This is a genomic window from Streptomyces sp. NBC_00569, from assembly GCF_036345255.1.
Lineage (GTDB): Bacteria > Actinomycetota > Actinomycetes > Streptomycetales > Streptomycetaceae > Streptomyces.
This window is the reverse complement of record NZ_CP107783.1, coordinates 1-20565: the sequence shown is the minus strand read 5'-3', so window position 1 is coordinate 20565 and position 20565 is coordinate 1. Positions and strand designations below refer to the sequence as shown.

Sequence of the window (20565 nt, the reverse complement as noted above, 5' to 3'; positions counted from 1 at the left end):
CGGGGGTCACGTCCGCTGGAGTGGTGTATTGACGGCCACTCGGTGATCTCGTTTTGAGGCTATGCGGTGAGTTCGGTGGGCAGGGCGGTGTCGTCGGTTTCTGACTCGATCGGGTGGAGGCGGGTTTTGGCGAGGAGGTCGAGTCCCATGTAGCGGCGGGCTTCGGTCCACTCGTCGTTCTGCTCGGCCAGGACCGCCCCGACGAGCCGGATCACGGCGGTGCGGTCGGGGAAGATCCCGACCACGTCGGTGCGACGGCGGATCTCTTTGTTCAACCTCTCCTGAGGATTGTTCGACCAGATCTGCCGCCAGATCTCCCGCGGGAACGCGGTGAACGCCAGCAGATCGTGCTGGGCGGTGTCCAAGTGGGCTGCTGCCTTGGGGAACTTGGCCTCCAGCGCGTCCAGAACGTGCCGCATCTGGGCCTGGACCGCCTCGCTGTCGGGCTGTTCGAAGACGGTCCGCAGCAAGGTGGCCACCCAGGGCTGGGCCGATTTCGGAACCTGGCTGAGTAGGTTGCGGGCGTAGTGGGTGCGGCACCTTTGCCACGAAGCTCCGGGCAGCACTGCACCGATCGCGTCGACGAGGCCTGCGTGGGCGTCGGAGATGACGAGCTGGACGCCGGACAGGCCGCGGGCGATCAGTGAGCGCAGGAAGGCGAGCCAGCCGGCGCCGTCCTCGCTGGAGGCGACGTCGATGCCGAGGATCTCGCGGTGTCCGTCGGCGTTCACGCCGACCGCGATCAGTGCGTGGACGCCTGTGATGCGGCCGCCCTCGCGGACCTTCTGGGTCAGTGCGTCGACCCAGACGAACGTGTAGGGGCCGGCGTCGAGCGGCCGGTTGCGGAAGGCTGTGACCTGTTCGTCCAGGTGTTTGGCCATCGCGCTGACCTGGGACTTCGACAGTTGGGTGACGCCGAGGGAGGCGGCGAGCTTCTCGACTCTGCGCGTGCTCACGCCGAGGAGGTAGGCGGTGGCGACCACCGAGATGAGGGCCTGTTCGGCCCGGCGGCGTCGCTCGAGGAGCCAGTGGGGGAAGTAACTGCCCTGGCGCAGCTTGGGAACGGCCAGTTCGACGGTGCCGGTCCTCGTGTCCCACTCGCGTGGGCGGTAGCCGTTGCGGTGGTTGACGCGGTCGTCGCTGACCTGCCCGTATTCGGCGTTGCAGAGGGCATCCGCCTCCGCGGACATGAGTGCGTCGGCGAACGTTTTGACCATCGCGCGCAGCAGATCCGGACTCGCCGTGGCGAGGTTGTCTTCCGCGAGGGCGTGCAGGGGCAGACTGTCAGGTGCGGTCATCGTGCTGATCTCCTTCGAGGCTTCGTCACTTCGAAGATCAGCCGGTGGCCGTTCATCTATGCGGGCACCATCCCGATGCCGGGGCAAACCCCCGGATCAGGTCGAACCCGTACACCACTTCCCTGGACGCAACCTTTGCTGCGCGTCGTGCGACGGCATCTTGGTGCACCTGACCACCCGTGCCGCCGGAGATGTCCAGTTGCCACAGCTTGCCCCCACCAGGGCCATTCACTGGGCTCTTATGAACTAACCCGCGTCTGAGGCGAATCAAGGAGCGAGAAGCAGCATCTTCTATACGGTTTCAGTATCGAACTTGCTAGTGTGTCATACATGTCGCTTGGTACTGAAGAACTGTTGAGGCTTACGGTGTCGGCGCTGATGAGTCGGGTGGGTGAGCGGCAGGGGGATCTTGCGGTTGCGTTGGGGCAGGCTCAGGCGCAGGTGTCGCGTAAGCAGTCGGGTAAGCAGCACTGGACTCTGGATGATGTGGACCGGCTGGCGGCGCATTACGGGCTGGGGGTGCTGGATCTGCTGGCCGGCCCGACGCACGCAGTGACAGCCCTCGCCGCGGACCGCGACGGTGGTGCCGCGCAGGCCTCGCTCCTGCTTGCTGCGTCCCCCGCAGCGCTCACGCGAAGTCCTGCGCCGGTGCCGCGCAATGAGGCTTTGGGCGGGCCGTGCGTGCTGTGCGGGGAGCCTGCCACGGAGGCGGTGGAGGGCATGTGGCAGCACCTGACGAGCGAGGAGTGCACCGAGGCCCTGGACGCGGCTGCGCCGCTCGCGCCGTTGGCCGATTACACCGAAGGCGAAGACCAGGAGGAGGAGTTCGCGCCTACCGGCCCGGGGGAGCCTGCGGCGCCGTACCCCGGCGATCCGCAGCCTGAGCCTGAGCCTGAGCCTGAGGCCGAGGCTGCGGATGTCGGCTCGGACGTCGTCGCGGTCTCGGCTGCACCTGCGGCGTGTGAGTCCGTTCGGCAGGTGCCCGCGCCGGAGCCTGACTCGGCCGTGGCGCCCGTGGAGCCTGCCGTGCCGGCGCCCGTACCCGTGCCGGAGGGGGAGCCCGCTCCGGCCGTCGTCGGGGAACTGGCTCCGGTTGCTGCGGAGGCTTCGCGGCCGACGGTGAGTCGGGCACCCGGCTACGCCTCGGGGACGCTGGTCGACCAGATCCACGCCCGTGTGCGGGATGTCCTGAGTGAGCATCAGGGAGACGTCGAGACGGCGCAGGCGGCTCTCATCAAGCGTGCGATCCCGGACGTGATGGCGTTGTTCGAGCGCTCCCGGGTCGGCGGACGCTACGCGCACTCCAAGTTCCCGCCGACCGATGACGTTCTGCGGAAGAAGTCGCAGAAGGGTGCGGATGAAATCTGGGAGGGCCGCCCGAAGTGGCGCAATAAGACGGCTTTCGATCTGGCCAGGAAGGGCCAGGACATCGAGGTGACTGCCCTGGACATGAATGCGGCCTACCTGTCCGCGTTCAAGTGCTGGCTCCCGGTCGGAAAGCTGGTGGAAGACACGACGGGCGTGCACGAGCCGAGAAAGTCCGGTGTCTACCAGATCACCCCGGCCGAGTGGACACACGCCAACCTGCCCAACCCGCTGGGGAACCGGCAGGAGCCCGGGCCGCTGTGGGTTCCTGACTCCCTGTTGCGGCTGCTGCTCGACTGCGCGCGGTGGGGTCTGTGTGAGGCGCCCGTCATCCACCGGGCCCTGTTGTCCGGCGGTACGGAAAGTCTGCTCGAAAAGCTGCGCCGTGCTCTGGCGGAATCACGGAAAACGGCTGTTGCGGAAGGCGACGAAGTCGCCGTGGAGTACGTGAAATCCATGTATTCTAAGTTCGTGTCCACGATCGGTGAATCCAGCACCAATACGGATATTCGCCGTCCGGACTGGATGCACATCATCCGCGCCAAGGCATTCACGAACCTGTGGCGCAAAGCCTATAAGGCGAACACGGCGGGGTTGACGGTGGTGGAAATTTCCGGAACGGACGAACTTCACGTTGCGGGGGACTGGCGTCCGGTGTTCCCTCAGGGGCGCGACCTGAACCAGGTCAAGGAAAAGAAGCTCTACACGCTCGGGGGTAAGCGATAGTGGCCGGGTCGCCAGAATTGTGGGCACGCTGGGGCGACTGGAAGAAATTCGATACGCGCGGGATGAAGGGCGGCGAGGCCCTGATCCTGGAACTCAACCGCATCGTCTACGAGTCCGGCTTTTCCTCACCCATCACCTCGACTCGCGGCCAGAACGCCCGGCTGCGCTACCTCGACAGCAAGGCCGGCCGCGCCGAGCTGAGCGCCCAGGGCGTCACCGACCGCGCCATGCGCTCATGGTTTAAGGGCAAGTCCCGCCCCTCCAAAGCGAACTTGGAACGCCTCGACAGCGCGTACTGGGTCCGCCGCCGCGAGAACCTGATCCGCTCCGGCTCACTCAAGCGCCACCTCGACAACGACGGCCAAGGCCGCCGCATGGAGATCTACCCCGTCGACCAGAGCGCCGTCACCCCCAGCCGCGCCCGGACGAACATCACCGAACGCTCGATCACGGTCCGATACGTGTGGGCCGACATGGTCGATGCCTGGGCCGCCCAGGACGCCGGCCTGATGGACGAAATCTGGGACGACGTCATCACCGACCTCGACAGCGACTACGCCGCCTACGCCTACGTGTCCTCCGTCGGCATCGGCGCCTGACGCCAGATGTAAGGTCTCAGATTTCGCTGCACCGTCTCACGCTCCGCTTCATATCGGCTGCACTAGGGCCACTGAGCGAGGCACCCCACGACGTGAGCAGGGTCCGGCACACAAGTCGTTCCGCGTGAGCTTCTCCAACTGCGCATATAACAGTGGGTGATTGATCGAGATGCCAGGGGTGGCGAGGCCTGTTTCGCTGATGTGGCCCGCTCTTCCTCATCACCCAAGGAGTGATCATGAGCGTTGCAGGCGAGTCCGGTCGTGCCCAGCAGATGCGTGCCCGGGCTAAGGACCTCGAACAGGCCGCGGAACGCGCCACTGACCCGCAGGAGCGCCAGCGCCTGAAGGACCAGGCCCGCCACCTCAAGGCGCAGAGCGAGCACACAGGCGGTACGCGCACGCCGGACACCGACCCGACGGTGTCGTCCCACCGGTAGCCGAGCACAGACCACCGGCCGGGGGCCGACCCCCGTGGCTCTCCGGGCACGCGAGAGGCCCCCGGCCGGTCACCACTGTCTCCGCTCAAGAACAACCCCTCCGCCGCCAACAACACCTGCAAGACCACCGCACCCCACCGGCAGTACCGCCGAACGTTCCGCGAACTCGACCGGCTCGCCCGGCAGCTGACAGGGATGACCGGCACCTGGTCCAGGCCCTTGGCGATGCCGATTGACGGTGTCGACACCCAGGTCTGAGGCCGTGAGGCGCCTCCGGGCGACGCGCCCCCAGGGTCCGGCTCTGACCTGCGACAACGAGACTGCGCCCTCGGCGACGTCGGGGTTGCGGAACCGCGACTGCGGGGGCGCCAAAGCCGTCGCGGGTGACCGTTGAGACGGGGCACGTGTTCTCCTGACACCCGACTCTACCAGCGGTAGAGTCGGGTGTATGAGCGAGACGAAAGCGACGACCAGCATCAAGACCACACAAGCCGTCCGCGACCGGCTCAAGGTCCTGGCAGACGAGCGTCACATGACCCTGACCGCGCTGCTGGCGGAGCTCGCCGAGCGGGAGCCGACCGAGGCCGAGCGCGAGCAGCGGGCCCAGGACGCGGCCCGCGAGCTGGGCATCGAGTACACCCCGAAGATGAAGGCGACCGGGGCCTCGGCCTGGGAGAAGATCCGCACCCACCGGGCGGCCGGCCACAGCAGCGGCCGCGCCGCGTGAGCGACCACAGCGAGACCGCCGTCCTGGACCACACAGCGCTCGTCGCCCTGTACGACGCGGACGAGTTCTTCACCGGCCTCTACATCGAGGCCAGCCACCAGCGCGGACACATCGTGGTGCCGGCCGCGTGCGTGTGGGCCGCAGAGGTAGCCCGCCCGGGAGCCGGTGTCCACGCCTCCCAGCTCCGCCATGTCGAGCATCTGCCACTGACCACCGAGCACGCACTGCAGGCCGCAACCTGGCCGCGCACTCACCTCGCCGCCACGCACCCGGCGGCGATTGCCTGGGAAGCCGGACTCGCCGGGACCCCCGTCACCGTGCTGTCCCTCCAGCCAGAGCTCTACGCGGACACCGGCATCACGCCCCTCGACCCCAGCGAATAGCGCAGGAGCCCCACTCCATGACTTTGTCCAGAACTCGTGGACAAAGCCATGGCGCTCAAGGCCCGGCACACGATCGTGTGCCGGGCCCTTTGCGTTTTGCGCATGTAGGTGGTTTTCCGCACGGTCCGGATCGGGTGCCGCGCAACGCCGCAGGCATCGCGGCGGTGTTGGCCGGCGCCGGACTTCCGACGGGGGTGAGTGGCGGATGGGTCAGGGTGGTTCTATTCACGGATCCCGGCTCTGGCTCACTTTCCGTGGAGCGTGCACGCTGAGTGACAGTTACCGATCCAACCGTCGCTCGGAGCGGTGCCTGAATGGCCAGGCTCGGCTCTCCGCTGTGCACGAGGTTCAACCACAGCAGTCAGCTTGTGGCTGTCTCCCATGCGTCCCCTACGCAGCCTTCCTCGTAATCCCACCGCCCATCGGTCGATCCCTGGGTCAGCAACTCCCGGATCGCCATAAAGTCGGCGTTCGCGGGCACATTGAGTGCCACCATCCCGAACTGGTCCACGCCCTCGCCGGAAACACCCAGCGGTGCGAACAGGTCGAGCACGGCTTGCCGTTCCAGTCGCGACGGCCCGTCTGAGAACGGAATCACGCGCACGGTGCAGTTACCCGACCACTGCACCCGCTCCTGGAAGTAGCGGCGTCCGTCTCCTTCCACGCGAGTCCGGACAATGTCGCCGCACGCCAGATCACGAACGAAGAACGGCACGTTGTCGATGCGGACCAACTCGTCGCCGACATCAACCGCCCAGAGGCTCTCGCCACCTACCGGCGGCCAGCCCTCTTCGTCCTGGTCAAGGGCGAACCGCACCTTCACCAGCGCACCCGCAGCATCGTTCATCACGCCAGCATGGCGGATGGAGAACCCTCGGTCCCATCCAGGCAGAACTGCATCTACAGCGAGAAGCAGGCTCGACGGCACACACGCAGTCGTTACTTGGCGTGCATCTCCACAGAATGTGAGCCAGAACCCGGATCCCGGCAGCAGATGTACGGCACTTCGGGAGGCGGCCGGCCGCTGCCGAAGCCGATCACGAGAACGGGAGGCATCTCGTCCCTGGCAGGCCCGGCTTGTAGGGCCCAGCCCCGTTGGTGAGGGTAGGTCCCTGGGCCGGTGAGTATCGGTCGGCGAGTCTTGATCACTTCTGAGCCTGCTGGCTAGGTTGGCCGGCATGACTGACCCCAGAGCCCTCGCTTGGCCACCTGCTCCGATCAAGACCGAGCGGCTCGTACTCCGCGGGTCCGAAGCCCGGGATCGTCCGGCGGTCATCGAGCTCAACGCCTCGCCAGAGGTGGGCACCTACCTCGGTGGCCCTCAACCGCGTGCCGAGCTCGAACGCACGGTGCCCGAGGTACCCGGGCAGCGCCCCGGCTATTTTGTGATCGATCTTGACGGGGCGATGATCGGCACGATCATGCTCGGTCCGCACGCAGAGGGTCCGGGGCACGTCCGTCCGGACATCGGGAAGACCGAGCTCGGCTACCTGCTCCTGCCGCAGGCGTGGGGACACGGGTACGCCACCGAGGCGTGCGCAGCGGCACTCGACTGGTTCGCCGACGCGCTTCCCGGCGAGGCGGTGGTGCTGCGCACTCAGACCGCCAACGAGCGCTCGATGCGCCTGGCGGCAAAGCTGGGGTTCACCGAGGTGGAGCGGTACGAGGACTACGGCGCCGAGCAGTGGTTCGGCGTGTGGAGGTCGGTCACGCCGTCCGATTGAGCTCGTGCTCGACCACGCGGATCCGCAACTCGACAGCACCGCTGAGACGGAGCCCAGCGCTGTTGAACTCGTGAACATTCACCAGGCGGAGACGGCCGAACGCCTCCCGAAACGCTGTCCGTTCTCGTGGACGAAGCCAGTCAGAGCAGCCCGCAGGCGCGTTGGGCCTGGGAGGCGGTCATGACGCGCTTCGCGTCGGCATCCTGGAGTGCCTGCAGTTCGGACTTGTCCGGGTGACCGTCGTCGGCGATGCGGCGCTCCAGGTCCTTCTTGATGGCGTTGTAGTCGTTCTCGGCGCTGTCGGCGGCGGCCATCGCCGTGGTGCACACGTCGCGCGTAGCGATGGGAGCGGCATGGGCCATCGGGGAGAGCGCGAGCACCACCAGGGCGCCGGCCGCGATCGACGGCAGTCGCAGGGACATCATGGGGGAGGGCCTTTCGGTGGCGGAGCCGGTCGGGTCAGGACGACAGCGTGACCAGCCGGGTGTGGTCCTGTGCGTCGACGCACGCCTGGTAGGGGTTGGGGTCGCCCGGCCGCTCCTGGCACTGCCACGTGGTGCCCGCCCTGCGGACCTGGACGGGTTTGGCCGCCGTGCCGTGCCAGGCCTTGGTGTAGGCGGCCGCCGCCTGCAGCGCGGCGCCGCAGGACACGTTCCCGGTCGCCGACACCGCGAGCCCGGTGGCCCCATCCGTCCCGCAGTAGGCGGCCTTGGGGGCCGTGCCGGAATCGGCGAACGACTGGGCCGGAGCGGCGAGGCAGAAGACGGCGGCGCCCAAGAGGACCGCAATCCTTCCCATCCTGATCGAGTGCACGTCGATACCTCCTCATTCCGAGTTCTCTGGGTTGCCTGGGCTGTGCGCTGTCTGGAACCGAGTACCTGGTCGCGCTCCGCGCAACCGTCTCACTACGTACCGGCACCCTGGGTGACCGCGGTGACCGCGTCGCCCGTGGGGGCGGGGATCGGGTCGATGGCGGGCTGGTCGCCCGGGGTCGGATTCAAAATCGGGTTGACCGTGGGCTGGGCGTCGCCGGGGTCGGGTTCGATCATCTGCGCTACCTGCGCCAACCTGGAGCGCCTCGACAGTGCGTACTGGGTCCGCCGCCGGGAGAACTTGATCCGCGATCTGGGACGACATCATCACCGACCTCGACAGCGACTACGCCGCCTACGCCTACGTGTCCTCCGTCGGCATCAGCGCATGATGCCGACGTCCGAGCTGTCCGGGCATCAGCAACTGCCGGGGTTGCCTGCTCGCAAGTCTCAAGTTCGAACTCAGTAAGGTTTGGCAGCCAGGTTCGCTGGGGGCGGTCCCAACAGAGGGGGATTATGGGTTTCTTGTGCATTCTGGCGATATCTGCCGTTTTCCCGATCGTTCACAGGGGCGGGGTCAAAGTGCAGCTCACGGGGCACCCGCTTGGTGGCGCGGTGATTCGGGTGCTGGCGTTCCTGATGCTCGGGGGAACCGTGGCCTGGCTCATCCTGGGCAATGTCTCCTTCGCCGGATTGTGATCTTCAATTATGTGGTGAGGGATGAGTCACGTGGGCCAGATTGGTCCTGGCGAGGCGGCCGTCGATGAGCTCGCTCGGGAGTCGGACACTCTGCCCTTCTCCCGTTAGAGGGCCCGCTCAGGCGGAACATTGCGACCTCGCCGCGAGGCCAGGCGCTGTCGGCACGGGTCACTGCCCGCAGTGCGGGCACCGGCCGCTGGGCCGGCCTCGGGTCTCGACCACCAGGCCCCGCTCCCGCAGCCGCCGCAGGTGATAGGCGACGCTGGACGTGCTGGTCAGTCCCACGGCCGCGCCGAGCTCGCGCACGGACGGCGCCTCGCCGTGCTCGGCGATCCACTCGCGCGCGCACGCGACGATGCGGCGCTGCCGGTCGGTAAGGGCGTACGGGGCGGTAGTGCTCATGCATTTCAGTAGAGCATGTGTTCGATTTTCTGGGCGAGTCCCCGGCAGGGGACTCGCCCACCGCCGCCTCGCCGGTTGTCCCGTGCCATTGAAGATTGATCGTTGCCAGCGAAGGTTGACGATCAGTCAGTTCGCGCCATGGAACATTGATCGGCACGCTGCCTCGGCGGACCCTGATGCTCATCCAGCAGTGCGTCCGGACGGCCGCTGGTAGCGCGTCCAACCGCCCATAACCGCAGGTAGAGCTATGCTGCGGGCGAGTGGTCTGGTACCCGCGGTGACACGGAACAGCCCCCGCCGCGGCCGTACCCGGCGCGATCGTGCCTCACGTGAGAGAGGTCGGGATCGGTGTGAGACTGGGCCCGGAAGGGTGATCCCCATGTCGGACCCATCGCACGCGTCCGCCAGTGCCGACCCCGTCGTCGATGAGAATCGGCTGGAAGGCCTGATCATCGAGGCGCAGACGGCCCTGCCCGTCGAACTGCCCGCCCTGGCGAACCGGTGCGCCTCGGCCCTCGGTCTGGACACCGTGCTGATCTACCTCGTCGACCTGCAACAACGGCTGCTCATCCCACTCGACGAGACCTTGGAGTCGCTACCGGTGGCCGACTCGTTGGCCGGCTGGGCGTACCGCACCGTCTCCCCGCGGGTGGCCGACGCCGACGACGGCGTGATCGTCTGGATGCCTCTGGTCGACGGTGCGGAGCGGCTGGGCGTGCTGGCGGTTCGGACCGCCTCGCTCGACGGGGCGCGGATACGCCGCAGCCTGATACTGGCGCATCTGCTCGCCATGCTGATCACCTCCAAGCGCGCCTACAGCGACTGGCTCGTCGCCCGCACCCGCACCGAGACCATGCGGTTGCCCACCGAGATGCTGCGGGCCTTCCTGCCACCACGAACCATCGGCAGCAGCAGGTGCGTCTCCACCGCGGTCCTGGAACCGGCGTACGACGTCGCCGGCGACGCCTTCGACCACTCGGTGGTCAAGGACGTGCTGCACACCCTGATCCTCGACTCCATGGGGCACGATCTGACCTCCGGCCTGACCGCGTCGGTCGCCATGGCAGCGGCGCGGAACGCCCGCCGCGGCGGTTGCGACTTGGCCGACGTCGTCGGGTTCGTCGACCAAGCGCTCGCCCGGTGGCTGCCCGACCAGTTCTGCACCGGCGTGCTATGCCGGCTCGACGCGCAGACCGGGGTGCTGCGCTGGGTCAATTGCGGTCACCCACCGCCGCTGCTGATCCGTGCCGAGCGGGTGCTCGATGGGGCACTGGACAGCCCCCCGCAGCCGCCGATCGGCCTGGCCGGCCAACTCGCCCCGGCAGCCCGACAGGTCCACGAGACGACACTGGAACCGGGCGACTGCGTGCTGCTCTACACCGACGGCGTTATAGAAGCACGCGACACGGACGGCGCGGAGTTCGGCCTCCACCGGTTCACCGACTTCATCATCCGCTCCTCCGCCGCCGGCCAGCGCCCGGCCGAGGTGCTGCGGCTGCTCATCCACGCCATCCTCGACCACCAGCGCAACCAACTGCGGGACGACGCGACCATCCTGCTCTTCGAATGGCACCCGCAGCACCGATGACGGGCATTGCGCCGAGCCTCGCTGCTTGTACGCCGTCCTCAGCGCACCTTGAGCGCGTGCCAACGGAGTCTGAGCGGCTCTGGCGGCGCCTGCGCGCCGGCTCTCTCCAGTTGCCGCTGGGGCGTGCTCAGCGCTTTCTGGAAGAGCGGGTGGAACGGCCCGCTCTTCCAGGAGGAGCGCACCATGGCGCAACCGGTAAGCCGGCCAACAATCAGTGCCGAGCAGTTCAGTCGAGTGCGCGACGAGATTAGGAGCACGGCGGCCCCCGAGAAGGACGCTCAGTCCATCCGGGACTGCGCTCTGCGCATCGTGCAGATCCTGGGTCTGGCGCTATCCACGGATGACCTGGGCAGGCTCCTCACCGAGCTCATGGCCCCGAGGGTGGCCCCACCCCCAGGGAGCCCTCAGTTCCTCACCCGAGAGGACATCCTGGACATGCCCGATGAACAGCCAGGAGAGGATGAAGGTCCGGTCAGGTAGGCCGGGCCGTCACGTGCCTAGCCCCACCGCTCAATCTTCGATGGCAAGTGGTTCGCTGGCGCAGGACAGCCGGTCCGCGCCCTGACGTGTTGTCAGTGGCAGCTGGTTCCCTGGTGGGTCCGGCACGCCAAGGGGCATGCCGGTGCTGGAGGGGGAGGAGCAGCCCATGGTGCACGTGGAGGCATACGAGCGCGCGGACGGTACGAAGGTCAGGTCCCACTCCCGGTGGGCGGCGGGCGCGCGGGGACAGATGACGGTCCTGGCCCTCGTCGCCTTGGTGATCGTCGGATTCAGCGGGACCGGGGCGAGCGGCGAAGGCGGGAGAGGGCAAGGGAAACCGGCGCCCCGGCCGCAGTCGACGTCGGTGTACCCGGTCAAGTTCCGGGGTTGGAAGAATCCGGCGCCCCGGCCGACGCCGACTGTGTCGTACCCGATCCGCTGGGACCGGTCCCGGTGACCGCGCAGATCCCGGACTTGTCAACTAAGCTTCAACTCATGAGCGCACTGGAGCTGACTCTCTCGGAGCTGCTGAACAAGCCCAAGGCCACGCTGGCGAACCTGCGCGGCACACGGCGGATAGTGCTCCGACGCCGCGATGACGAGGACCTGGTGCTGACCACCGCCGCGCGGGCCGACCAGGACCACGAGGTGATGGACGCCACCAGCCGGATGTTCGTGGAAATGATGCGCACCCCCAAGGGCCGCACCCTGGTCCTGGACGTGCTGCCGGCGACCTTCCCGTGGGTGCGCTACCTCCCCGCGCACGACGTGCGCGCCTTCTCTGTCGAGCTGGTCGATGCGCTCGGCGCCGCAACGTTGCTGGACAACACCGCGGGCGTCGCCCAGCTGCTCACCGAGTGGCGGCACACCGCCGAGGTGCACGCCGACCCTGAGCTCTACGCCGCGCTGACCACCGACTCGGGCGAGGACTACGGACCGGTGCCCGAACCCGGAACTGCCGCGTGAGCCCAAAGCGCGGAGACCGCGCCGCCCCGCCGCCGGGCCCCGACGAGTGGGACATCCGCTTCGCAGGCGGCGAAGCCGCCAAAGGATGGGAGCAGCTGAGTACCCAGGCCGCGGGCAACACCCGCGCCGCCTGGCACCTGATGCGCACCGACCCGGCCCCGGCCGCCCGCACCGAGCGCCATCACCGGCTCAAGGGCGAGCTGGCCCACGGCGAGCACCGCGGCGAGACGATGGACCGCTGGCAGATCGAGGTCACCGCCGGCGGCCGCGTCTGGTACCTGCTCGACGTCGAGCGCCGCACGGTCTGGATCGACCGCGCCTCCACCGGCCACCCCAAGGCCACCGACCGCTGACCGCGCCGGCGGGACCGTCCAGGCGTTGCGTGCTCAGCCGGCGGGCTTGACGCGCCCGGCCTCGACCTTCGCCAGGCAGACGTTGCACAGCGGGCTGGCCGGGCGGCCGTACGCGGCGGGCCCGTATTTCTGGGTCGTGTTCTCGCACCGCGGGCCCGCGCAGGGGCCGGTGAAGGAGGCCGGGCACGTGGGCGGCTCGTACGTGACCTCTTCGAGGGCCGGGGCAGCCATCGCGGTCGTCCTTCGACTAGTTGAACGAAGAAATGATACGGCGCCCAGGCTGAGACGGTGCGGCTCAGTCGTCCTGGTGGGCGCGTGCGGCTCGCACCGACTCTTCCAGCGCGGCCATCAAGTCCATCGCCGGCGCGGGCTCGGGCGGTGCGGCCAGCTCGCCGCCGGACACCTTCGCCTCGACCAGCTGCTCGAGTGCGTGACGGTACTCATCTTGGAGCTGGTCGACCTCGACACCCGTGAGTTCGCGCATGAGCGCCTCGGCGAGTTCCAGCTCCCGGTCGGTGACCGGTGCGGCCGGGGCGAGGCCCGCCGGATCGCGGAGTTCGTCTTGCCACAGCAATGTCTGGAGGACGAGCACGCCGTGGCGTGGCCGCAGCAGTGCGATCCGTTCCCGGGAGCGCACGGCGACCTTGCACACGCCAACCTGCCCCGTGCGGGCGAGCGCCGCGACGAGCAGCGCGTACGGCCGGTCGCCGGCGGGCCGTCGGGGCCGACGTAGTACGGCCTGCTGAACGAGATCGGGTCGATGTCCTGCCCGGGCACGAAGCCGAGCACGTCCACGACGTGCCGGGTCGCCAGCGGCAGACGCTCCAGGTCCTCATCGGTCAACGGCACCAGCTGCCCATCCGGCAGCTCCCAGCCGCGCCCGACCTCCTCGTACGGGATTTCACGGTCCTCGGCTTCACAGAACCGCCGGTGCTGCACCCTGCCGCTGTCCGCGGCATGGATCTCCCGAAGCCGGACTTTGTGTTCCTCGGTCGCCGAGAACAGCTTCACGGGCAGCACGACCAGCCCGAACTGGATCACGCCGGACCACAGGGCCCTCATGCCTTAAGCGTCCATCGCCACCGCTCCGGATGCCACCTCGGCCAACATCGCGACGACGGGCCCTTTTGCGTTTTGTGTATGTGGGTGGTGTTGAGGATTCCGCATCGGGCGCGCGCCCTCGGTAATCCCCTTTCGCGCGTCACGCTTCCGCCTGGACCCCAGAGGCAACCGACCGCTGACCGCGCCGCGAGGCCGACGGCCTCGCCGCCGCCGGGTAGGGCCGGGGATCAGCTCAGGGGCCAGCTGTCGGGCAGGGCGCGGGCGAGCTTCCGGGAAGCCAGGCGGGCTTGGGGGCCGACGCGGTGGGGGCGTTCAACTGGCCGGAGTCGCTGGGGAGCCGGTCCAGGATGCTGCGCATCATGGCCCCTGTCGCCTGGGGGACCCGGTCCGAAATGACGATACGGGCGAACGGCGAGGCCGCTGAGTGGAAATCGATACGGGTCACCGGGAGTTTGCGGGGGCGGATCGCGACGAAATCCTGCGTCCCCGCGTGCTCCCGCACACCGAGGCAGAGTGCGCCTGGGATCCACACGCCCCGACCGGGTGTGCCGCGCAGGACGCGGCGCCAGGAAGGCTCAACGGTCGCCTTTGTCACCGCGCACAGCGGCACGTTGACATCGCCCCGGCGTGCGACGACCTTCTCCCACCAGGCCAGCCTGACAATCAACTCGTCACCTCGGACTGTAAGCCGGGCCATGGCTGGAGCACCTCGCCTTCGCGATCCTTCACCGTCGCGGTTGCCTGGGCAACTGTGTCGAAGACGGGCATCACGTCGGTCAACTCCGTGATGTGCAGGAGGCGCCGGATGCGCCACTGCGGGCATACCAGGCGAAGCTGGCCCTGACGGCCCTTGGCCGCGTGATGCGCGGCGACCAGCACGCTCAGGCCGCTCGCATCGCAGAAGTCCAGCCCGGACATGTCCAGAACGACCCGTGCCGGGGTGCGCTCGGCAATGACCTCTTCGAGGTGGTCGCCCAACTGGTTCCCGGTAGCGACGTCAAGCTCACCACTCACCTCGACGACCGTCCATCCCTCGTGGCGACGGGACGACACCCTCAGCCAGTCCATCAACTTCACCCCCTCAGCCTGTGTCGGGAACGCCCACCGATGCGGGCGGCTGAGGGCCCGCGGGCGACGTCGCAGGATGGCCTCCGCTCACACGGCGGCCATCCTGCACGCGGCTTGCAACAGCACCAACGGGAGCACCCCTCTCTCACCGAGCTGCTACGCCCTATAAATCCCATATAGCTTGGTTTGTAATCAAAAGCAATACCCCCTGAGCAGGAGGTTTGGTGCCGGAAGCCAGCCGGTGGAGCCAGCCCCCACACACCCTTGCCACTGCGTGCAGGTGCACGTCGTGGCCCTTGGGCGGGCGGCCCACCCCGTCACTCAAGCCCGCCTACGACGGCGGAGCCTCGATGGACCTCCTCGCCGAGCGCACCGGGCTGATCGACCCGATCTACACCGCGCTGGCAGCCTGGTGGGCGACGGCGGGGCGTGTCGGGCGGTCCGGCAGCCCGGGTAGCCAGGCAGGCTTCCGGGGCTTCTCACGTCGCGGGGCCTGGCTCAGATTCCGATTCTCCGCGTCGGCCGCGAAGGTGCTCGACACTCTGCCCGAGCACGCCGAAGAGGTTGTGTGGGATGTCCTGGACGCCGCCGCGGCCGACCCGTGGGGCTTTCGCCAGTGGAATGCTGACGACCCCGAAGGCGAGGACGTGCGCCTCGCGTCCGTCGGTCAGCTGTCCCTCTTCTACTGGATCAACAGGCCCCGGCACCGCCTGGCCGTCCTGAACATCGCCTGGTTCGGGTAGCCGGCCTTTCGTGGCGGCTATGGGACAAGGATTCCGCCAACGTGAACAGAGGGCGATGGACGGTCTACACCTCGGGGCGAGCAGTTGGCACAATGCGCAAATGGATCTAGGGGGAACGGCATCAATCGCCGCTGCAGCGGCGGTAGTTGGCGCGGGTCTTGGTGCGTTCGGGGCCGTCCGTGCTGCCAGGCATGCAGGTAGTTCACAGCGGCGCTCGCAGCATGAGCACTGGCGTCGGCAGACTCGGGCCGATGCTTACACCCAGTTCGTCAGCGCGGCAGAGGATCTTGCACCAGCGCTCTCTGCGATCACCCGCGCCTCGGATCCAGCACCACCGGAGCTCCAGGAAAGGGTCTTAGAAGCGCGACGGCTCATGTCAGCGCTCTCGAAGGCAGAGAACGCGGTGGGGCTGGCAGGGCCTGGCCGCGTAGCCACGGAAGCCAAGTCGGTGACGCGGGGATACGGGTTCATCCTGCGTAGCACTCTCGTGAGGCTGGGGTTCGAACCAGCCAGACGACGCGACCCGCCATCGTTCACGCCTGCGCACTGGCCGAGCCTGACTCATTTCCGGGAGCTGGCCCGATCCGCCCTCGACGATCCGGACGGCGCCCTCGAACATCAGTGACGGGTGTTCCCTCGAGCACCAACGCCAGCGGGGTCCTTGACAACGCGCACCGGTCTCTCATTCGTCGCATGCCGCGGCGGGCGCGGGGCTCTGACCCGCACTTGCTGAGGCGCAGGGGCGGGGCACTTCGGGCTGCTCAGGCCGGATCATCGGGAGACCGCCCGTACGATGATCATGTGACAGTTCGTCGTGTTCTTGGCTCCGGTCCTCAGGCCGCGCGCACCATCCGCGCCTCGCAGGCCGATCTGATCGACGCTCTGCCAGGCATCCGGCTCCCGGACGTTGCCGAGCTGCGCGCCCGGGGCGTGGTCGGAGGCCCCACGGAGACAGGGCCGGCCCCGCGGCGGACCCTCGGAGCCGGCCGCCGTGTCGACGAGGAGTCCTCCGCCTGAGGTGACGGTCGTCGTGCTGCTCGTCGTCGGCACAGCCACCCGCTTTTGCCCGGGCACCGGTCGCTGAGGTGAGTACCTGATCCGAGTGGAACGCACAGAGGCCCCGGACGTGCCGCCCGGGGCCTCTGCCGGGGATAACCCAGTGACGTGAGGCCTGCGCCTTCGGGATGATGCTGGTCCTGCGGCCACACGGGGTGGAGGAACCGATGCCACAGATGCAACCGGCGGAGGCGCTGGCGACGTGTGAGCAGGCGTTGCGGAGCCTGATCGCCACGGTGTTGGCCAAAAAGCTGGGCAAGGACTGGGTCTCCCAGGTGTTCCCCGAGGAACGGGTGATCAAGATCCGGGGGATCCGGGATGAAGAGGCCGGCCGCCGCACACGCCGCGGGGTCGCTTCGGTACCAAGTAGCGAGCTGGCGTACGCCCAGTTCTTCGACATCCTCGCCCTGCTGAAGAAGTACTGGGCAGACTTCAAGCCCGCCCTGGGCAATCAGAGCGAGACGTTGGGGCTGCTCAGCCGCTTCGAAGCACTGCGCAACTCCGTGGCACACAGCCGGGACCTGCTTCCCTTCGAAGAGGAACTCCTGAGCGGCATCGCCGGCGAGATCCGGAACAGGGTGACCATCTACATGAGCAGCCAGGACCTGACGGGGGACTACTTCGCGCGCATCGACAGCGTCACGGACAGCCTCGGGAACTGCATCGACAGCTTCCCGCCAGACCCGATGGAGCCCGGGGTCGCGCTTCGGACCCGAGCGGTGCTGCACCCAGGCGACACGATCACCTTCCGGTGCCGCGGCACCGACCCCCAGAGCCGTGACCTCACGTGGTGGGTCCTTCCGACCCGCGACACAGACAACCCCCGCTACACGGGCCGAGATCTCGACATCGTCTGGCGCGTCAGCAGTGCCGACATCGCCGCGCGCCGGGATGTCCACATCTACATGAAAAGCAGCGGCCCCTACCACCGGGTCAACGCCGGGGAGGGCTTCGACTACTGCGCCACGTTCATCTACACCGTCCTCCCCGGCGAAGACTCCACGCGCACGACGTCCTGAGGCGCCAAACCGGAAGACAGGAACGAACGACGACGGACGTGCACCCCTCCGTGCTCGCGGCGCTGGACGCTGCGTCGTCGGCCTCCTACTCGCGGCCGAGGAGAACCGTGCGTTGCGATCGGAGCCAAGATCGCTCGGCTAGCATCTCGGATGCATCGCCGCGGGCGAGGAAGGTTACCCATGGCTCGTGGCCCTGGCGGCCGAGTTTTTCGATGCGCTCTGCCTCGCGGGACTGGACGGCCTCCAGGGCATCGAGTACGTCTGCCGGCCGTGCCCCGTAGGCGGCGCAAAGGGCGTCGAGGCGGCCCCGAAGGGTGTGCTCACCGGCGATTGCTGCTCGCTGCTGCTCGACGGGGCGCAGTGGCACGGCGTACCAGGCCAGTTGTGCAAGGTCGTCGAGGGCGTGGCCGGGTGCTGCGAAGTCCCAGTCGATGAACCCGGCCAGGTGGTCGCCGTTCCAGATGGAGTTCCATGGACCGAGGTCTCCATGCCTGATGATCATGCCGGGCTTCCAGGCGTCCTCCTGGCCCTGCCATCGTGCGTCGGCCGGCGGCTGGAAGTCCCGGACAGCGTCGTGGTATTCGCGCAGCCAGCACCCCAGTTCGCTGATTCCGAGGGTCGATCGCAGAGCCGACGGCCAAGGGGAGAACGCGGGTTCGCCGTGCACCAGCGACAGCACCTCATGGGTGCCGTCAGTGCCAAGGACCCGCGGAGCCCGAGCGAAACCCACCGTTTCTAGGTGGGTCAACAAGGCGTGTACCGCGGACGTCCACTCGCCGATGGGCCGGCGGATCGTCTCTCCGATCCGCCGCACCGTGGTCACGCTGCCCTTGTCCGTAGCGCCATCCGCGATCATTGGGTCAGGGTAGTCCTGCCGCCCACGTCGTCGTCATGGATATCGGCGCGCACAACAGTCAGCGCGTTACGCCCAAAGGGCTGTCCCGTAAGCGGTGCGCCTTCTGAGTAGCGGCCTGACCTGACCGAGTGCAGGCTGTTGACCAGGGAGAGTGAGGGCTCAGTAGGAAAGCGCTGGCCAAGGAGTTCACGTCCCGTCTAGGTTCGGGTGATGGCCGAAGGATCTTCTCTCACTGCTCCGACGCTCTTGTACATCGTCGGGCCGCCTGCTGTTGGCAAGGCGACCGTCGGTCACGAGATCGCCACGCGCACCGGGCTTCGCCTGTTCCACAACCACATGGCGATCGAGCCGGTCCTTCGTTTCTTCGACTTCGGCAGCCCGGCGTTCGTGCGCCTCGTTGACGGGTTCCGGCAGAGCTTGATCGAGGAAGTCGCCGCGAGCGACCTGCCTGGCCTGATCTTCACCTACGTGTGGGCATTCGACCAGCCAGACGGTCAGCGGGCGTTGGAGCAGTACGCCCTTCCGTTTCGTGAGCGAGGCGGCCGAGTTCTCTACCTCGAGTTGAAGGCGAGCCAAGAAGCCAGGCTGCAGCGGAACATGGGCGCGTCCCGGCTCGCGGAGAAGCCATCCAAGCGTGACCTCGATGCGTCGCGGGGTCGGCTCCTGGATATGGACGAGAGGCACCGGCTCAACTCCACTACGGAGTTCCAGGACCGTACGGACTACCTGCGGATCGACAACACCCACCTCTCGCCAGAAGACGTTGCGAAGCAGGTCATCGAGCAATTCAGTCTCGATGGCTGAGTGATCACGATGTGCGATGATCGCGGCCGTGGCTGGTGTGATCACGGCGTCTGAACCGTCCTGGATAGCCCCGTTCACCGGGCTGAGCCCGCGCTGCTTCGGGAAGTTGGTGACGGCGCTGCGAAGCGAGGGCGCGGACGAGCCCGGGCGGGGCCGGCCGTGGAAGCTGTCGCGACGGCCCCGCACGCATCGTCTCCGACGCGATCCTCCCGGTACGCCCGGCCGACGGCCTGGCCCTGGAAGCGGTCTGCACCGGCACGGACAGCGGTGAACGGCCGTGCCGCTGCCGCGTCCGGCCTTCGCGGTCACCACGCCCGCGAGGGCGCAGGCGCTCGCCTGTGAGTGGCCCATCCCCGACCTGCTCCACGCCACGATGGGTCTGGAGCGCGTCAGTGTCACGGTCACGGTGTACGAGGGGGCCTGATGCGCGCGATCGTCTGCGGTACCTGCGTCACCGGCACCGGGATGCTCCGCGTCCTGCCTGACCGGACCTTTGAGTGCCCGAGCGGCCACCAACTCACCTTGCAGGACGTGGACTTGGACGGCGGGCACGTGTGGGCGGTCGACGCCTCCGGCGCTCTCGGGTACGTGGTCCACCCGGCCCTTTCGCTCGAAGTGATCGCCGAAGCGATCGACGATCTGGCCGCCTCTGGCGGCTGCCCTGACCCTGCGTATGCGGCTCGCGCGGCGCTGGACAAAGCGTTGGGCGCTGCCTCGATTTCGTGGCAGCCTGCCGCGCCGGAGTCGTCGCCTGACGGGTAAAGGATCGCAGTAATCCAGGTATGCGGAAGGTGCATTTTCTTGAAGGGTCTGGGGGAATGCACTTTCCGCATAGGGTTGTGTTTTGCGGTTTTGGTATGGGGTTTGGTGGGCTTCTTTCTGTGATTCTCGGGCCCTCTCGCGTGCGGCCTTTCTTGTTGGTGCGTCTTTTGTTTTTGGGGATGGGGCGGGTTGGGCGTGGAGCGGATTTCGGCTCGATATGGAATCGGCGCCCTTTCTATGGTGGTGTAGACCTATTTCCAATGGGTGATGGTGTGTCATGTTGCTGTGGGTGATGGTCTGTCAGGGGTGTGGTTTGGCTTGACACAGCCTCACTTGTGGGAGCATTCTGTAGTTGCAAGGGAGCGCGGGAGCGCGGGAGCGCGACCCGGTGACCGGAGGCCCGCAGGGCCGAGGGAATCACCACCGGGGGTTCAGCGGCCGAATCAGCCCCTTGAGCAGGGATTATGACTCTCCTTCAGGGGAGTCTGGGCAGGGGCCGGCTCTTCAGACGGCCCGCAGACCCGGTACAAGCCGGGCAGCCCCGCAGTCACCGCAGGTGACTGCCAGCCGAGATCACTTCCCCCGGCGCCGCGCAGCGCGCGGTCCCCTGGGAGTGACGCAGTCACTCCGCGTCAT

The 20565-nt window shown here is 67.7% G+C and carries 25 protein-coding genes and 2 pseudogenes; 16 read left to right on the top strand and 11 right to left on the bottom strand.

The genetic code is table 11. The features are described from left to right. Positions 1-59 precede the first annotated feature (59 nt). Positions 60-1298 carry an IS256 family transposase gene (locus OHO83_RS00140; RefSeq protein WP_266681992.1) on the bottom strand — a complete coding sequence of 413 codons (1239 nt, stop codon included), beginning with the start codon at positions 1296-1298 and terminating at the stop codon, positions 60-62. A gap of 330 nt (positions 1299-1628) precedes the next feature. On the opposite strand from OHO83_RS00140, the gene OHO83_RS00135 reads away from it, so the two are divergent. The 5 genes from OHO83_RS00135 to OHO83_RS00110 all read left to right on the top strand — a co-directional run bounded on the left by OHO83_RS00135 (position 1629) and on the right by OHO83_RS00110 (position 5535). Beyond that, positions 1629-3389 (top strand): acyltransferase, encoded by a 1761-nt coding sequence (locus tag OHO83_RS00135; RefSeq protein WP_266681994.1) that lies wholly within the window; start codon positions 1629-1631, stop codon positions 3387-3389. 62 nt (positions 3390-3451) lie between these two features. Next, positions 3452-3988 carry a hypothetical protein gene (locus OHO83_RS00130; RefSeq protein WP_266681996.1) on the top strand — a complete coding sequence of 179 codons (537 nt, stop codon included), beginning with the start codon at positions 3452-3454 and terminating at the stop codon, positions 3986-3988. 236 nt (positions 3989-4224) lie between these two features. Beyond that, positions 4225-4425: a DUF6381 family protein gene (locus tag OHO83_RS00125; protein ID WP_266681998.1), complete on the top strand. Its 201-nt coding sequence runs from the start codon at positions 4225-4227 to the stop codon at positions 4423-4425. Between the two features lie 448 nt (positions 4426-4873). Next, entirely contained in the window at positions 4874-5152 is a 279-nt protein-coding gene (locus tag OHO83_RS00115) for a hypothetical protein (RefSeq protein WP_266682000.1), read from the top strand. Further along, complete coding sequence (locus tag OHO83_RS00110; protein ID WP_266682002.1) at positions 5149-5535, top strand: hypothetical protein; 387 nt, start codon at positions 5149-5151, stop codon at positions 5533-5535. Before OHO83_RS00115 ends, OHO83_RS00110 begins: the two co-directional genes overlap by 4 nt. Before the next feature lie 361 nt (positions 5536-5896). Here OHO83_RS00110 and OHO83_RS00105 read toward each other — a convergent pair whose 3' ends face one another. Next, complete coding sequence (locus OHO83_RS00105; protein WP_266682004.1) at positions 5897-6382, bottom strand: DUF4265 domain-containing protein; 486 nt, start codon at positions 6380-6382, stop codon at positions 5897-5899. Positions 6383-6713: 331 nt separating this feature from the next. Between OHO83_RS00105 and OHO83_RS00100 the strand changes: the two genes are divergently transcribed. After that, positions 6714-7259, top strand: coding sequence for a GNAT family N-acetyltransferase (locus OHO83_RS00100; RefSeq protein ID WP_266682006.1), 546 nt, complete (start codon positions 6714-6716; stop codon positions 7257-7259). 140 nt (positions 7260-7399) lie between these two features. Here OHO83_RS00100 and OHO83_RS00095 read toward each other — a convergent pair whose 3' ends face one another. From OHO83_RS00095 to OHO83_RS00080, 4 genes are all read right to left on the bottom strand, one after another. Further along, the gene (locus tag OHO83_RS00095; protein WP_266682008.1) at positions 7400-7684 is read right to left on the bottom strand and encodes a hypothetical protein; all 285 of its coding nucleotides are present in this window, start codon (positions 7682-7684) and stop codon (positions 7400-7402) included. A gap of 34 nt (positions 7685-7718) precedes the next feature. After that, the gene (locus tag OHO83_RS00090) at positions 7719-8072 is read right to left on the bottom strand and encodes a hypothetical protein (protein ID WP_266682010.1); all 354 of its coding nucleotides are present in this window, start codon (positions 8070-8072) and stop codon (positions 7719-7721) included. A 92-nt stretch (positions 8073-8164) separates the two neighbouring features. Further along, positions 8165-8308, bottom strand: coding sequence for a hypothetical protein (locus OHO83_RS00085; RefSeq protein WP_266682012.1), 144 nt, complete (start codon positions 8306-8308; stop codon positions 8165-8167). Between the two features lie 630 nt (positions 8309-8938). After that, positions 8939-9172: a MarR family transcriptional regulator gene (locus OHO83_RS00080; RefSeq protein ID WP_266682014.1), complete on the bottom strand. Its 234-nt coding sequence runs from the start codon at positions 9170-9172 to the stop codon at positions 8939-8941. Positions 9173-9551: 379 nt separating this feature from the next. Here OHO83_RS00080 and OHO83_RS00075 point away from each other — a divergent pair, with 379 nt between their 5' ends. The 3 genes from OHO83_RS00075 (at position 9552) to OHO83_RS00065 (ending at position 12559) form a co-directional block, all read left to right on the top strand. Next, positions 9552-10760: a PP2C family protein-serine/threonine phosphatase gene (locus tag OHO83_RS00075; RefSeq protein ID WP_266682016.1), complete on the top strand. Its 1209-nt coding sequence runs from the start codon at positions 9552-9554 to the stop codon at positions 10758-10760. Positions 10761-11735: 975 nt separating this feature from the next. Beyond that, positions 11736-12206 (top strand): hypothetical protein, encoded by a 471-nt coding sequence (locus tag OHO83_RS00070; protein ID WP_266682018.1) that lies wholly within the window; start codon positions 11736-11738, stop codon positions 12204-12206. Further along, positions 12203-12559, top strand: coding sequence for a hypothetical protein (locus OHO83_RS00065; protein ID WP_266682020.1), 357 nt, complete (start codon positions 12203-12205; stop codon positions 12557-12559). Before OHO83_RS00070 ends, OHO83_RS00065 begins: the two co-directional genes overlap by 4 nt. Before the next feature lie 33 nt (positions 12560-12592). Here the strand turns inward: OHO83_RS00065 and OHO83_RS00060 are convergent, their stop codons facing one another. From OHO83_RS00060 to OHO83_RS00045, 4 genes and pseudogenes are all read right to left on the bottom strand, one after another. Beyond that, on the bottom strand, positions 12593-12790 hold the full coding sequence (locus OHO83_RS00060; protein WP_266682022.1) for a hypothetical protein: 198 nt from the start codon (positions 12788-12790) through the stop codon (positions 12593-12595). A 64-nt stretch (positions 12791-12854) separates the two neighbouring features. Next, a pseudogene (ku, locus tag OHO83_RS00055) lies at positions 12855-13621 on the bottom strand (non-homologous end joining protein Ku). Positions 13622-13853: 232 nt separating this feature from the next. Then, on the bottom strand, positions 13854-14288 hold the full coding sequence (locus tag OHO83_RS00050; RefSeq protein ID WP_266682024.1) for a hypothetical protein: 435 nt from the start codon (positions 14286-14288) through the stop codon (positions 13854-13856). Next, on the bottom strand, positions 14285-14689 hold the full coding sequence (locus OHO83_RS00045; RefSeq protein WP_266682108.1) for an STAS domain-containing protein: 405 nt from the start codon (positions 14687-14689) through the stop codon (positions 14285-14287). Before OHO83_RS00045 ends, OHO83_RS00050 begins: the two co-directional genes overlap by 4 nt. Positions 14690-14985: 296 nt before the next feature. On the opposite strand from OHO83_RS00045, the gene OHO83_RS00040 reads away from it, so the two are divergent. From OHO83_RS00040 to OHO83_RS00030, 3 genes are all read left to right on the top strand, one after another. After that, entirely contained in the window at positions 14986-15432 is a 447-nt protein-coding gene (locus OHO83_RS00040) for a hypothetical protein (RefSeq protein ID WP_266682026.1), read from the top strand. A gap of 801 nt (positions 15433-16233) precedes the next feature. Further along, complete coding sequence (locus tag OHO83_RS00035) at positions 16234-16449, top strand: hypothetical protein (RefSeq protein ID WP_266682028.1); 216 nt, start codon at positions 16234-16236, stop codon at positions 16447-16449. Between the two features lie 206 nt (positions 16450-16655). Beyond that, a complete protein-coding gene (locus OHO83_RS00030) occupies positions 16656-17507 on the top strand; it encodes a Swt1 family HEPN domain-containing protein (protein WP_266682030.1) in 852 nt (283 codons plus the stop codon). 85 nt (positions 17508-17592) lie between these two features. Here the strand turns inward: OHO83_RS00030 and OHO83_RS00025 are convergent, their stop codons facing one another. Further along, positions 17593-18363, bottom strand: a complete 771-nt coding sequence (locus OHO83_RS00025) for a phosphotransferase (protein WP_266682032.1) — start codon at positions 18361-18363, stop codon at positions 17593-17595. 210 nt (positions 18364-18573) lie between these two features. Between OHO83_RS00025 and OHO83_RS00020 the strand changes: the two genes are divergently transcribed. From OHO83_RS00020 to OHO83_RS00005, 4 genes and pseudogenes are all read left to right on the top strand, one after another. Continuing rightward, positions 18574-19167: a hypothetical protein gene (locus OHO83_RS00020; RefSeq protein ID WP_330278392.1), complete on the top strand. Its 594-nt coding sequence runs from the start codon at positions 18574-18576 to the stop codon at positions 19165-19167. Positions 19168-19195: 28 nt separating this feature from the next. After that, positions 19196-19351: pseudogene (locus OHO83_RS00015) on the top strand (IS5/IS1182 family transposase); the annotation flags it as partial. 93 nt (positions 19352-19444) lie between these two features. Then, the gene (locus OHO83_RS00010; protein WP_330278391.1) at positions 19445-19591 is read left to right on the top strand and encodes a hypothetical protein; all 147 of its coding nucleotides are present in this window, start codon (positions 19445-19447) and stop codon (positions 19589-19591) included. After that, positions 19591-19929 (top strand): hypothetical protein, encoded by a 339-nt coding sequence (locus OHO83_RS00005; RefSeq protein WP_330278390.1) that lies wholly within the window; start codon positions 19591-19593, stop codon positions 19927-19929. Before OHO83_RS00010 ends, OHO83_RS00005 begins: the two co-directional genes overlap by 1 nt. The last annotated feature ends 636 nt before the right edge of the window (positions 19930-20565 follow it).